Source organism: Nonomuraea sp. NPDC050691 (assembly GCF_040654455.1).
Classification (GTDB): domain Bacteria; phylum Actinomycetota; class Actinomycetes; order Streptosporangiales; family Streptosporangiaceae; genus Nonomuraea.
Genome location: NZ_JBFAIA010000005.1, coordinates 105,882 through 118,624, shown reverse-complemented (window position 1 = coordinate 118,624; position 12,743 = coordinate 105,882). Strand labels below are relative to the sequence as shown.

The 12,743-nt window shown below is 72.2% G+C and carries 11 protein-coding genes; 5 read left to right on the top strand and 6 right to left on the bottom strand.

Annotated features, from left to right (window positions below):
* Positions 1-58: 58 nt before the first annotated feature.
* From AB0H81_RS03795 to AB0H81_RS03775, 5 genes are all read right to left on the bottom strand, one after another.
* The gene (locus AB0H81_RS03795) at positions 59-1,507 is read right to left on the bottom strand and encodes an MFS transporter (RefSeq protein WP_358368769.1); all 1,449 of its coding nucleotides are present in this window, start codon (positions 1,505-1,507) and stop codon (positions 59-61) included.
* Between the two features lie 80 nt (positions 1,508-1,587).
* A complete protein-coding gene (locus tag AB0H81_RS03790) occupies positions 1,588-2,076 on the bottom strand; it encodes a MarR family winged helix-turn-helix transcriptional regulator (RefSeq protein ID WP_358368766.1) in 489 nt (162 codons plus the stop codon).
* Positions 2,077-2,182: 106 nt separating this feature from the next.
* Positions 2,183-3,232: an NAD-dependent epimerase/dehydratase family protein gene (locus AB0H81_RS03785; RefSeq protein WP_358368763.1), complete on the bottom strand. Its 1,050-nt coding sequence runs from the start codon at positions 3,230-3,232 to the stop codon at positions 2,183-2,185.
* A 36-nt stretch (positions 3,233-3,268) separates the two neighbouring features.
* The gene (locus AB0H81_RS03780; protein ID WP_358368760.1) at positions 3,269-4,450 is read right to left on the bottom strand and encodes a zinc-dependent alcohol dehydrogenase; all 1,182 of its coding nucleotides are present in this window, start codon (positions 4,448-4,450) and stop codon (positions 3,269-3,271) included.
* 246 nt (positions 4,451-4,696) lie between these two features.
* On the bottom strand, positions 4,697-5,254 hold the full coding sequence (locus AB0H81_RS03775) for a DUF4142 domain-containing protein (protein WP_358368757.1): 558 nt from the start codon (positions 5,252-5,254) through the stop codon (positions 4,697-4,699).
* Positions 5,255-5,542: 288 nt separating this feature from the next.
* Here AB0H81_RS03775 and AB0H81_RS03770 point away from each other — a divergent pair, with 288 nt between their 5' ends.
* The 4 genes from AB0H81_RS03770 (at position 5,543) to AB0H81_RS03755 (ending at position 11,785) form a co-directional block, all read left to right on the top strand.
* Positions 5,543-6,541: a polyprenyl synthetase family protein gene (locus tag AB0H81_RS03770; protein WP_358368755.1), complete on the top strand. Its 999-nt coding sequence runs from the start codon at positions 5,543-5,545 to the stop codon at positions 6,539-6,541.
* A gap of 102 nt (positions 6,542-6,643) precedes the next feature.
* Positions 6,644-8,053 carry a family 2B encapsulin nanocompartment shell protein gene (locus AB0H81_RS03765; protein WP_358368752.1) on the top strand — a complete coding sequence of 470 codons (1,410 nt, stop codon included), beginning with the start codon at positions 6,644-6,646 and terminating at the stop codon, positions 8,051-8,053.
* 20 nt (positions 8,054-8,073) lie between these two features.
* On the top strand, positions 8,074-9,600 hold the full coding sequence (locus AB0H81_RS03760; protein WP_358368750.1) for a family 2B encapsulin nanocompartment shell protein: 1,527 nt from the start codon (positions 8,074-8,076) through the stop codon (positions 9,598-9,600).
* A gap of 4 nt (positions 9,601-9,604) precedes the next feature.
* Entirely contained in the window at positions 9,605-11,785 is a 2,181-nt protein-coding gene (locus AB0H81_RS03755; protein WP_358368747.1) for a terpene synthase family protein, read from the top strand.
* Between the two features lie 10 nt (positions 11,786-11,795).
* Here AB0H81_RS03755 and AB0H81_RS03750 read toward each other — a convergent pair whose 3' ends face one another.
* Positions 11,796-12,218 (bottom strand): STAS domain-containing protein, encoded by a 423-nt coding sequence (locus AB0H81_RS03750; RefSeq protein ID WP_358368744.1) that lies wholly within the window; start codon positions 12,216-12,218, stop codon positions 11,796-11,798.
* 372 nt (positions 12,219-12,590) lie between these two features.
* On the opposite strand from AB0H81_RS03750, the gene AB0H81_RS03745 reads away from it, so the two are divergent.
* Positions 12,591-12,740 (top strand): hypothetical protein, encoded by a 150-nt coding sequence (locus tag AB0H81_RS03745; RefSeq protein ID WP_358368742.1) that lies wholly within the window; start codon positions 12,591-12,593, stop codon positions 12,738-12,740.
* Positions 12,741-12,743: the final 3 nt, after the last annotated feature.

Here is a 12,743-nt window from a genome sequence, read left to right as displayed (position 1 = left end):
CCGGGCGGAGACCCTTCTCAGGAGGCCGTCTCACGAGACTCGCCTCAAGAGGCTCCTCTCAGACGGTGACGGGGGGCTTCGCCACCGCCGCGTCGTCCCCGGAAACGGGCTGGGCGGCGGGGGCGGGCCGGCGCAGGACCAGGAGCCCCACGGCGAACGCCGCGACCAGCAACCCGGCCGAGATGCCGAACGCCAGCCGGTACCCGCCGGTCAGCGCGACCGCCTCGCCCGCCCCGGCGGCCAGCAGTTCACCCGTGCGCGAGGCGGCCAGCGTGGACAGCACCGCCACGCCGATGGCCATGCCGACCTGCTGGGTGGTGTTGAACAGCCCGGAGGCCAGCCCGGCGTCGCTCTCCCGCGCGCCGGACATGCCCAGCGTGGCCAGCGCCGGGAGCACCAGCCCGCCGCCCGAGATCAGCACCATCACCGGCAACAGGTGGGTGACGTAGCCCGCGTCCACCGAGATCCGGGTGAGCAGGAGCATCGCGCCGATCAGCAGCACCAGACCGGCCAGCAGGACGGCGCGGGCGCCGAAGCGGGCGCTGAGGCGGGCCGAGACGAACAGGGAGATCCCACCGATGCCGACCGCGGCCGGCAGCATGGCGAGGCCGGTGTCCAGCGCCCCGTAGCCGAGGACCCGCTGCATGTAGAGCGCGACGAGCACCTGGAAGGCGAACATCCCCGACAGGGCCAGCATCTGGGCGAGGTTGGCGCCGGTCACGTTGCGCGAGCGCAGGATCCGCAGCGGCATGAGCGGGGCCTTGGCCGTGGCCTGCCGGACGACGAAGGCGGCCAGCAGGGCCAGCGACACCGCGCCGAGGCCCACCGTGTGGGCGGCGAGCCAGCCGTACTCCTCGACCTTGACGACCGTGTAGATGCCCAGCATCAGGCCGCCGGTCACCAGCACGGCCCCGGCGACGTCGGCGCCGGCGGCCAGGCCGGCCCCGCGGTCGGCGGGCAGCACCAGCAGCGCCAGCGCGACGGTGATCACTCCGATCGGCACGTTGATGAGGAAGATCCACGGCCAGCTCAGCCCGTCGGTGAGCACACCGCCCAGGACCTGGCCGATCGAGGCGCCGGCCGCCCCGGTGAAGCTGAAGATCGCGATCGCCTTGGCCCGCTGGACGGGGTCGCCGAACAGCGTCACCAGGATGCCCAGGACCACGGCGGAAGCCAGGGCGCTCCCGACGCCCTGCAGGAACCGGGCGGCGATCAGCAGCCCGGGGCCGGTGGCCGCGCCGGCCAGCAAGGAGGCTGCCGTGAAGATCACATTCCCGGCCAGGAACATCGTCCGGCGCCCGATCAGGTCGCCCAGCCTGCCCGCCAGGAGGAGCAGGCCGCCGAAGGGGATCAGGTAGGCGTTGACGATCCAGCTCAGCCCGGCGGGCGAGAAGCCCAGGTCCTGCTGGATGGCCGGCATCGCCACCGTCACGATGCTGCCGTCGAGGACTGTCATCAGTCCGGTGGCGGACAGCACACCCAGCGCGGTCCAGCGTGAATGACGCACGTACGACATGGTCTCTCCCGTCTCAGGTCGACAAGAAAGACCGTAGCAGATAGTTCCGTAATAGACGATCCTCTTCGGACCTACTTCGCCCGCTCCCGCGCCCGGCGGGCCGGCTGGGACCCCTCCGCGGGCTCGGCGAGATGCCCGCTCACCAGGCGGTTCAGGGCGCGGACCATGACCTCGCGCTCGTCCTTCGGCAGCGCGCCCAGCGCCGCCCGGTGCACGCCGTCCACGATCTCCTGGCTGCGCCGGGCGACGGCCGCACCCGCCTCCGTGACCGCGATGATCCGCGCCCGCCGGTCGGTGCTGGACGGGCGGCGCTCGGCGTACCCCGCCTTCTCCAGCGCGTCCACGGTCACCACCATCGTCGTCTTGTCCATGTCGCCCAGCTCGGCGAGCTGGATCTGGGTGCGCTCCTCCTCCAGCGCGTGGACCAGCACACAGTGCATGCGCGCCGTCAGCCCGATCTCGGCCAGCGCCGCCGCCATCCGGGTGCGCAGCACGTGGCCGGTGTGGTCGAGCAGGAAGGACAGGTCGGTCTCGGTGCGCGTGGGCGCCATCGCGGTCATGCCGTCAGCCTACCCAAGTCGTCCAGCTGTGGATTATCCGCTAACGGACGATCCGAGCCGGCGCACCTCGGCTCCAGCGGCCGGCGACCCAGGCGAGGGGCGGAACCTAGGGGCGGCCGCCGACCCCCGTGGTGGTCTCCTTGAGCCGCCCGGCCGGGCCCTCGTCGGGCGCGAGCGGGGCGGTGTCCGCCCCGGCGCCCTCGTGCAGCCCCTCGACGACCGCCTCGACCGCCTCCTGCGAGGAATGCGCGGGCGTCCAGCCGAGCACCTCCCGCGCCCGCGTCACGTCCATGAGCGGGACCTGAAGCAGCATCTCGAGCAGCCCCGGCGCGGCCGGCATCAGCCGCAGGTGCCACCCTGCCGCCATCGCGGTCCTGGCCAGGAACGGCGGGACGGGCACCGTGCGGGCGCCCAGCAGCCGGGCCAGGCCCGCGGCGTCCATCGGCGGCTCGGCGGCCAGGTTGAACGCCCCGCTGACCTGCCGGACCACCGCCAGCCGGTACGCCTCGGCCGCGTCCTCGGCATGCAGACACTGGAACCGCAGCCCCGGCATGTCCGGCACGAACGGGATCAGCCCCGGCCGCACCAGCCGGCGCGGCACGAACGGCCCGCCGAACAGGCGGCGCTGCTCCGTGGCGGCCTCCCGCTTGAAGATGAAGCCCGGCCGCATCCGCACCACGCGGATGTCGGGGTGGTCGTTCTCGAAGACGTCCAGGACCCGCTCGACGTACGCCTTCTCCCTCCCGTACGCGGCGCCCGGCCAGCCGTGCGTGGGCCAGCTCTCGTCCACCGGCCGGTCCTTGGGGCCCGGCGAGTACGCGCCCACCGAGGAGGCGTACACCAGGGCGGGCACCCCCGCCTCGGCCACGGCCCGGAAGACCCGCATGGCGCCCAGCACGTTGGCCCGCCAGGTCACGGTGGCGTCCCGGGTCGGCTGGAACAGCCATTCCAGGTGGACGACCGCATCGGCGCCCTCGAAGACGGGCGTCAGGTCGTCGGTCACCACGTCGCCCCTGCGCCACTCGACCTTCTCCGGCTGCCACCCGGGCATCCGGCGGGCCACGCCCACGACCGACCGCACCCGGTCGTCCGTTCGCAGGGCCTCCACCACGCTCGTGCCGACGTTGCCCGTCGCGCCGACCACCACCACTTTCATACCGGCCCGGCTGCCCCCGGACGGGGGACCGAAACCCTAGGGCCGCAGCAGCACCTTGATGGCGCCGTCGCGCTTCTTCTGGAAGATCTCGTAGCCGCGCGGCGCCTCGTCCAGCGGCAGCCGGTGGGTGGCGAGGTCCATCACGGCCAGCGGGTCGGCGTCGTCGGTGACCAGCGGCATGAGGTCGTCGATCCAGCGTCTGACGTGCGCCTGCCCCATGCGCAGCGTGACGCCCTTGTCGAACAGGCGCAACATGGGCAGCGGGTCCGTCATGCCGCCGTAGACGCCAATGACGGAGATCACGCCACAGCGCCGCACGGTGTCGATGGCCTGGTTGAGCGCGGCCAGCCGGTCGACGCCCGCCTGCGTCATGAGCGGCGCGGCCACCGCGTCCGGCAGGAAGCCGGTGATCGTCTGGGCCAGCTTGGCGCCGGGCGAGCCGTGCGCCTCCATGCCGACGGCGTCGATGACGGAGTCGGTGCCGCGCCCGCCGGTCAGCCCGCGCACCGCGTCCGGCACGTCGTCCGCCGCGCGCGAGTCGACCACCTCGATCCCGTGGCGGCGCGCCATCTCCAGCCGCTCCGGCACGCCGTCCACCGCGATCACCCGGTAGCCGCGGTGACGGGCGATGCGGGCGCACATCTGGCCGATCGGGCCGAGCCCGAAAACCGTGACGCTGCCCCCGTCGGGCACCTCCGCGTACTCCACGGCCTGCCAGGAGGTGGGCAGGACGTCCGACAGGTAGACGAAGCGCTCGTCGGCCGGGCCGTCCGGCACCTTGATCGGGCCGAAGTGGGCCTGCGGCACCCGGAGGTACTCGGCCTGCCCGCCGGGCACCTGGCCGTACAGCTTCGTGTAGCCGAACAGGGCGGCGCCCATGCCGTGCTCGCGCACCTGGGTGGTCTCGCACTGGGCGTACAGCTGCATGCCGCACATGTGGCAGTGGCCGCAGGAGATGTTGAACGGCACGACCACCCGGTCGCCCGGCCTGATGTGCTCGACGTCGGCGCCGACCTCCTCCACGACGCCCATCGGCTCGTGGCCGAGGACGTCGCCCTGGCTCATGAACGGCCCGAGGACCTCGTACAGGTGGAGGTCGGATCCACAGATCGCGGTGGTGGTGATCTTGATGATCGCGTCGGTCGGCTCCTTGATCGCCGGGTCGGCGACCTCCTCGACCCGCACGTCCCGCTTGCCGTGCCAGGTGACGGCCTTCATGGCTGCTCCTCCCGCCGGAGTGGCGCGCTCGTGACCTCGCCGCCACCGGACCCGGCGTCCCATACCCTCACGTCCACCGCCAAACGACCCTCACATCCCCCGTCGAACGGCTCCGGCCGGACGCGGCCCGTGCCCCGGCCGGAAGCCGCCGTACGGCGACCCTGGGGGCGGACGCCCCAAGATCCATCAGATGTCCCAGGATCGGGCGATCCGAGATCGGACGACCCCGGATCGGACGACCCGGGATCAGGAGCCGTCCGCCTCGCGCAGCCGGGCCAGGTGGTTCTTCAGGGACGGCAGCGTGGACTTGGCCAGCGAGACGATCTCGGGAGCGGACCCCTTCTTGATCTCCTGCTTGGTCGAGCTGATCGCCCGCTTGTGCGACTGGGCCATCTCCTTGATGAAACGCCGGTCGAACCGGGCGTGCGCGGCCTTCTCCAGGGCGGCGGCCTCCTTCTGCTGGGCGGCCGACAGGCCGGTGGGCAGGCGGACGCCGTGCCGCTCGGCCGCGCGCACGAGCTGCTCGTCCAGCGTGCCGTGGTCCTTGACGAGCGTGTCGCCGAGCGCCTTGACCTCCTGTGAGCCCTTGTCCTGGGCCAGCCTGGCGGCCTGGACCTCGGCCAGGCCGCCCAGGTGGAGCTGCCGCATCCAGGCCCGGTCCTGGCCGGAGGCCTGCGCGGCCGGGGCGGACGCGGACGACGACGCCTCGCTGGAGGCGGAGGAATCGGTGACGCCGCCACCGCAACCGGCGGTTGCGGTGGCGGCCACGGCGACGAGGAGCAGGCTCAGACGGGAGCGGCGCATGGACATGGAATCCCCACTTGTTTGGAAACGCACTGCGAGTAATTACAAGTAGACACCTTTCGGATGCGCTGCGTAGTCATGCGCGTCAGCGTGTCGCCGGGTCCTCCCAGCTCAGAGCCCCCGGACCGGCACTCCGCCCCGGCGCCGCCCACCTGGAGCCACAGAAGAGACTTTACACACTCCGTGTTCGATGAATAACTACATGTAGTGTGGCCTTGGCGGAAGGGGCCTTCAGTCATGACAGTCGGCTTCACTCACAACCTTGTCGGAGCTCGCGTTGACCAGCGCTTGACCGGCTTCCTCGAAGCGTGGCGGGCGCCGGTGTCCGACCCCGACGTGGTCGCGGCGTACGAGCTGCTGACCGACTTCATCCTGAGTGGCGGCAAGCGGGTGCGCCCGCAGCTGTGCTACTGGGGCTGGCGCGGGGCGGGCGGCGACGACTGCGACGAGATCATCAGCGCGGCGGCGGCGCTGGAGCTGTGCCACGCCGGCCTGCTCATCCACGACGACATCATGGACGGCAGCGAGCTGCGCCGGGGCCACGCGACCGTCCACCGGCGCCTGTCCCAGCTGCACGCGGGGCCCGGCGCCGAGACCTTCGGCCAGGCCGGCGGCATCCTGCTCGGCACTCTCAGCCTGGCCTGGGCCGACGCGCTGCTGTCGTCCTGCGGGGTGGAGCCCGGCCGGCTGCGCGTGGCCCACCATTTGTTCGACGCCATGCGCAGCGAGGTCATCAGCGGCCAGTACCTCGACATCCTCGCCCAGCTGCGCGCCGGCGCCTCCGTGCCCGAGTCCCTCACCGTGATCCGCTACAAGACGGCCAAGTACACCGTGGAGCGCCCCATGCAGATCGGCGGCGCGCTCGCCGGCGCGCCGCCGGAGCTGCTGGAGTCCTACTCCCGCTTCGGCCTGCCGCTGGGCGAGGCGTTCCAGCTCCGCGACGACGTCCTCGGCACGTTCGGCTCGTCCTCCGAGACGGGCAAGTCGGCGCTCGACGACCTGCGCGACGGCAAGCACACCGTGCTGTTCGCCCACGCCGTGCAGCGCGCCACGTCCGCGCAGCGCTCCTACCTGCGCACCTGGCACGGCCATCCCGACCTGACCGAGGAGCAGGCCGACGAGCTGCGCCAGATCATCGTCGCCACCGGCGCGCTCGCCGAGGTGGAGGACATGATCGCCGAGCGGGTGCGCGAGGCGACCGCCGAGCTGCGGGCCGCCCCCATGACCGCCGAGGCGCGCGAGGCGCTGGCCGTGCTGGCCGAGCGGCTCGCCCACCGCGACCGGTAGGCGCCCGGCGGCCACCGGGGCCGCCCGCCCCGGATCTGGAACGTTCCATCCCCCCTGCGCCGGGTCACCGGCGTCGTCCCCCATGAAGATTGGTGGTGCAGTATGACCGAATCACCCGAGTTGACCGCTTCCAACGGGCCCAGCCAGCAGCTCAGCCTCAGCACCGAGGCCGCCCGCAATCTGGCGACGACCACCAAGACCGTCCCCCAGATGCAGGAGATCACCTCCCGCTGGCTGCTGAAGCTGCTGCCCTGGGTGCAGACCTCCGGAGGCGTCTTCCGGGTGAACCGCCGGCTCACCTACACCCTCGGCGACGGCCGCATCACCTTCACCACGACGGGCGCCGACGTGCGGGTCATCCCGGCGGAGCTCACCGAGCTGGCCCCGCTGCGCGGCTTCTGCGAGATGGAGGTGCTGGAGGCGCTGGCCGCCCGGTTCATCCAGCGCGAGTACGAGGCGGGCCAGGCGATCGTCACCGAGGGCAGCCCCGTCGACCAGCTCGTGCTGATCGCCCACGGCCGGGTCGCCAAGAGCGGCCACGGCGCCTACGGCGACGAGCAGGCCCTCGGCGTGCTGGCCGACGGCGACCACCTCGGCGAGCAGCTCCTGACCGAGCCGGGCCGCTTCCCCTTCACCGCCAAGGCCGCCACCTCCTGCACCGTCCTCGTGCTCTCCCAGCACGACTTCCAGCAGATCTACGACCAGTCGCCCGAGCTGCGCGACCATCTGGCCGGCATCCGCGACGTCGAGAGCCGCGCCCGCAACGACTACGGCGAGGCCGCGATCGACATGTCCTCGGGCCACACCGGCGAGCCGACGCTGCCCGGCACGTTCGTCGACTACGACCTCGCGCCGCGTGAGTACGAGCTGAGCGTCGCCCAGACCATCCTGCGCGTCCACACCCGGGTCTCCGACCTGTACAACCAGCCGATGAGCCAGCTCGACCAGCAGCTCCGGCTCACCATCGAGGCGCTGCGCGAGCGCCAGGAGCACGAGCTGGTCAACAGCCGCGACTTCGGCCTGCTGCACAACGCCGACTTCTCCCAGCGCATCCGCACCCGCAGCGGCCCTCCCACCCCCGACGACCTCGACGAGCTGCTCGCCAAGGTGTGGAAGGAGCCGGCCTTCTTCCTCGCCCATCCGCAGGCCATCGCCGCCATCGGCAGAGAATGCTCCAAGCGGGGCCTCTACCCGCAGGCGAGCGAGGTCGGCGGGCACCGGGTGCCGGCCTGGCGCGGCGTGCCGATCTTCCCGTGCAACAAGATCCCCGTCACCGACACCCGCACCACCTCGATCATGCTCATGCGCACCGGCCAGGAGAGCCAGGGAGTCGTCGGCCTGCACCAGACCGGCATCCCCGACGAGTACCAGCCGGGCCTGTCGGTCCGCTTCATGAACATCAACGAGAAGGCGGTCATCTCCTACCTCGTCACCGCCTACTACTCCGCCGCCGTCCTGGTCCCGGACGCGCTGGCCGTCCTGGAGGACGTCGAGCTCGGGCACGAGCACTGACGAGGATGGACGGTGCCGGTTTGACGGAGCAGCATCGGGAAGCGGCGCCGCAGAGCCTCGGCATTGAGGCAGTGCGGGAGAGCCTCGGCACCGAGGCCGCGCGGCTGCTCGCCACGACGACCAAGACCCCGCCGCAGGCACGCGAGATCACGCCTCGCTGGCTGACGCGGGTCCTGCCCTGGGTGGAGGTGGCCGGCGCCGTCTACCGGGTCAACCGCCGGCACACCTATCCCGTGGGCGGCGGCCGGGTGGGCTTCGCCTTCGAGGGGGCGCGGGTCCGGGTGATCCCGCCGAGCCTGGCCGAGCTGCCGCCGCTGAGCGGGTACGACGACGCCGCCGTCCTGGGGCGGCTCGCCGGCCTGTTCGAGCAGCGGGAGTACGCCCCGGGCGAGGCCATCACACGGGCCGGCGAACCCGCCGGCGGCCTGGTGCTGCTCGCGTACGGCAAGGCCGCCCGGCTGGAGCGCGGCCCCTACGGCGACGCCCTGGTCCGGGCGACGCTGTCCACGGGCGACCACGCCGGGACCGAGCGTTCCTGGACCGAACGGTCCAGGGTCGAAGGGTCCGGGAGCGAAGGGTCCCGGAGCGCCGAACGGTCAGGGTCCGAACCGCCCGGGGCTGAGCAGTCCGGGGCCGGGGGGCGCTGGCCGTACACGCTGGAGGCCCGCACGCCCTGCACGGTGCTGTACCTGCCGTGGGAAGTGTTCGACGCGCTGGCCGACCGCACGCCGTCACTGCGCGCCCGGCTCGACCGGCACCGCGCCGAGCTGTCCAGGCCGCGCAACAAGCACGGCGAGGCGGCCATCGCCGTGGCCGCCGGTCACCGGGGCGAGCCGGTGCTGCCCGGCACTTTCGCCGACTACGATCCCGGCCCGCGCGAGTACGAACTGAGCGTCTCCCAGGCCGTGCTCCGGGTCCACACCCGGGTCGCCGACCTGTTCAGCCAGCCGATGGACCAGACCGAGCAGCAGCTCAGGCTGACCATCGAGGCGGTCCTGGAGGCGCGGGAGCACGCGCTGGTCAACGACCCGGGCTTCGGGCTGCTGCACAACGTCGATCCCCGGCAGCGTGTCCCCACACGCGGCGGCCCGCCCGCCCCCGACGACCTCGACGAGCTGCTCAGCCGCCGCAAGAAGACCCGCTACCTCCTCGCCCACCCGCAGGCGATCGCCGCGTTCGGCCGCGAGTGCAACCGCCGGGGCGTCCACCCCGAGCCCGTCACCGTCGAGGGACGCGCGCTGCCGGGCTGGCGCGGGGTGCCGATCCTGCCCTGCGACAAGCTGCCCGTCAGCCGGACGGGCACGACCGCGATCCTGGCGTTCCGCACCGGCGAGGACGACCAGGGCGTGGTGGGGCTGCGGCAGACCGGCCTGCCCGGCGAGCACCTGCCCGGGCTGAGCGTGCGGCACACCGGCATCGACGAGCGGGCCATCGCCTCCTACCTGGTCAGCGCCCACTACTCGGCGGCCGTCCTGGTGCCCGACGCGCTCGGCATGCTCACCGACGTCCAGGTGCACGACCAGAGGGTTACGAGCAGAACGGAGTGATCCCATGACCGCCCAGCCGTTCGAGCTGCCCGACTTCTACCTCCCGTATCCCGCCCGGCTCAACCCCCACCTGGAGGAGGCCCGGCGGCACTCCCGGCAGTGGGCCCGCGCCATGGGCATGCTGGAGGGCTCCGGCGTCTGGGAGCAGCGTGACCTCGACTCCCACGACTACGCCCTGCTGTGCGCCTACACCCACCCCGACTGCGACGGGCCCGAGCTGAGCCTGATCACCGACTGGTACGTGTGGGTGTTCTTCTTCGACGACCACTTCCTCGAGCTGTTCAAGCGCACCGGCGACCGCGAGGGCGGCAAGGAGCACCTCGACCGGCTGGCCGCGTTCATGCCGCCGGACCTGACGGCGGGCATGCCGGAGCCGGCCAACCCGGTGGAGGCCGGCCTCGCCGACCTGTGGGCGCGCACGGTGCCCAGCCGCTCGCCGCAGTGGCGGGAGCGGTTCGCCGAGAGCACCCGCAACCTGCTATACGAGTCGCTCTGGGAGCTGTCCAACATCAACATCGGCCGGGTGCCCAACCCGGTCGAGTACATCGAGATGCGCCGCAAGGTGGGCGGGGCGCCGTGGTCGGCCGGCCTGATCGAGCACGCCGTGGGAGCCGAGGTGCCCGCGCGCATCGCCGCCTCCCGGCCCATGCGGGTGCTGCGCGACACGTTCTCCGACGGCGTCCACCTGCGCAACGACCTGTTCTCCTACCAGCGGGAGGTCGAGGACGAGGGCGAGCTGAGCAACGGGGTGCTGGTGCTGGAGACGTTCCTCGGCTGCACCACGCAGGAGGCCGCCGACTCCGTCAACGACCTGCTCACCTCCCGGCTCCAGCAGTTCGAGCACACGGTCGCCACCGAGCTGGGCCCGCTGTTCGCCGAGCACGGCCTCGACCCGCTGTCGTGCGCCGGGGTGCTCGCCTACGTCAAGGGGCTGCAGGACTGGCAGTCCGGCGGCCATGAATGGCACATGCGCTCCAGCCGCTACATGAACGAGCGCGCCGGGCGCGGCGCCGGGCTCGGCATGCGCTCGGTCGTCGACCTGCTCGGCGCCAAGCGGTTCCGCTCGTACGCGCACGTCCCCCACCGGCGGGTGGGGCCGTCGGTCATCCCCGAGCTGCTGATGCCGTTCGAGCCCCGCCTGTCGCCCCACCTCGCCGCGGCCCGCGTCAACGTCGTCACCTGGGCCCGCGAGATGGGCATCCTGGAGGCGCAGCCCGGCGTGGCGGGCTCGGCCGTGTGGGACGCCGACAAGCTGGTCGACTACGACCTGCCGCTGTGCGCGGCGGGCATCCACCCCGACGCCTCCCCCGGCCAGCTCGACCTGTCGTCGGCCTGGCTGGCCTGGGGCACCTACGGCGACGACTACTTCCCCGTCGTGTTCGGCCGCACCCGCAACCTGCTCGCCGCCAAGGCGTGCGTCGAGCGGCTGCCCATGTTCATGCCGCTCGACGGGCCGCCGCTGGCGGTGCCGGTCAACGCGCTCGAACGCGGCCTGGCCGACCTGTGGGCCCGCACGGCCGGGCCGATGGAGCCGGTGGCGCGCCGCAGGTTCCGCGGGGCGATCGAGGACATGGTCGAGAGCTGGCTGTGGGAGCTGGCCAACCAGATCGCCAACCGGGTGCCCGACCCCGTCGACTACGTCGAGATGCGGCGCATGACGTTCGGCTCGGAGCTCACGATGAGCCTGTGCCGCCTGGCCCACGGCGACCGGGTGCCGCCCGAGATCTACGACAGCGGGCCGCTGCGGTCGCTGGAGAACTCCGCCATGGACTACGCGGCCCTGCTCAACGACGTGTTCTCGTACCAGAAGGAGATCGAGTTCGAGGGTGAGACGCACAACGTCGTGCTGGTCTCCGAGACGTTCTTCGGCTGCGGCTACCCCGAGGCGCTCGGCATCGCGACCGACCTCATCAACTCGCGGATGCGGCAGTTCCAGCACGTCGCCGAGCACGAGCTGCCGGTGCTCTACGACGACGCCGGGCTGGGCGAGGAGGCGCGTGAGGTGCTGCGCGGCTACGTGAGGGACCTGGAGAACTGGATGTCGGGCATCCTCGTGTGGCATCGCGACTGCCGCCGCTACGACGAGGAGTCCCTGCGCCGCCACCACCAGCCGCCCCGGTGGCGGCTGGCCGGTCCCACGGGTCTCGGCACCTCGGCCGCGATGATGTGGGGGTCGGCCGTCTAGCTGATCTCGGTCAAGGGGCGGCCTGCGGCGCCGCGCTGTCGGGCTCCGGGTTCAGCTCGTAGAACCAGCCGATCAGGTGCAGCAGTCTCTCCTGGTACGGCGTGATGTTGCGCAGACGCACCCAGCGCTGTGGCGCGGGGAGCGCCGGCATGAGCAGCGCCCGCAGGCCCGCCAGGTCGATGAAGGTCAGCCGGCCGGTGTCGACGGTCACGTGCCCGCCACCGGCCCGGCAGGCGGTCAGCGCCCGCGTCAGCGCCTCGCAGTTGCTCACGTCGATCTCGCCCACGAGCGTGATCACGGGGTCGGCGCTTCCCGGAGCGAACAGCAGGTGGTGGGGTGTCGTCCGCGGGTCCCGGAAGGGTGTCCGCACGGAGATCCGGACGAGCCGGTCCGCGTAGAGCAGCCGCTCGTTCATGTCCGTGTCGCCGCTCATCGGCCGCGCACCCCCATCTCTCCGAGCGTGGGGGTCGTCTCCCGGCCCCTGCGCACTGGGGGAACGGACCGGCGCCGCGTGCCTCGCCAGTCCGGAACCAGATTACACGAATTGTCTTTCGATAAGTGATATTCAGGATAAAGGGGCGGTATGGCTGTGGGGGTATGAGCTGGTCTGAGGAGGCTCTGCCCGGTACGTACCCACTTGGGCCAAGCCCGTCACCCCACCGCATGGGCTGTCTGCCGGGCCGCCGCGGACCTGATGGCCCGGGGCGGCCGCCTTGACCCTCGCGTTGGTCTCCGCCGGGCCGGGCATGGGCTCCCCTGTACAGGATCGCCATCACCCGCCCACACCCGCCGGCGGATCACTCTCGTGCTCGTCACCGCGCAGACGCGGGCCCGGGTCCACCTGGGAGTGCACCATCCCACCGGCACCGTCGGCCCGATCCGGGTGAGCACCGCCGCCATCCAGCTGGTGCTCATCCCCGTCGGGCGTTCGTCGTGTCCGAGCCACTCGGGATGACTC

Coding starts and splice junctions, on each gene's coding strand:
- AB0H81_RS03790 (WP_358368766.1), bottom strand. CDS start 2,076: ATGACCGCGATGGCGCCCACGCGCACCGAGACCGACCTGTCCTTCCTG.
- AB0H81_RS03780 (WP_358368760.1), bottom strand. CDS start 4,450: ATGAAGGCCGTCACCTGGCACGGCAAGCGGGACGTGCGGGTCGAGGAG.
- AB0H81_RS03755 (WP_358368747.1), top strand. CDS start 9,605: ATGACCGCCCAGCCGTTCGAGCTGCCCGACTTCTACCTCCCGTATCCC.
- AB0H81_RS03775 (WP_358368757.1), bottom strand. CDS start 5,254: ATGCGCCGCTCCCGTCTGAGCCTGCTCCTCGTCGCCGTGGCCGCCACC.
- AB0H81_RS03750 (WP_358368744.1), bottom strand. CDS start 12,218: ATGAGCGGCGACACGGACATGAACGAGCGGCTGCTCTACGCGGACCGG.
- AB0H81_RS03765 (WP_358368752.1), top strand. CDS start 6,644: ATGACCGAATCACCCGAGTTGACCGCTTCCAACGGGCCCAGCCAGCAG.
- AB0H81_RS03785 (WP_358368763.1), bottom strand. CDS start 3,232: ATGAAAGTGGTGGTGGTCGGCGCGACGGGCAACGTCGGCACGAGCGTG.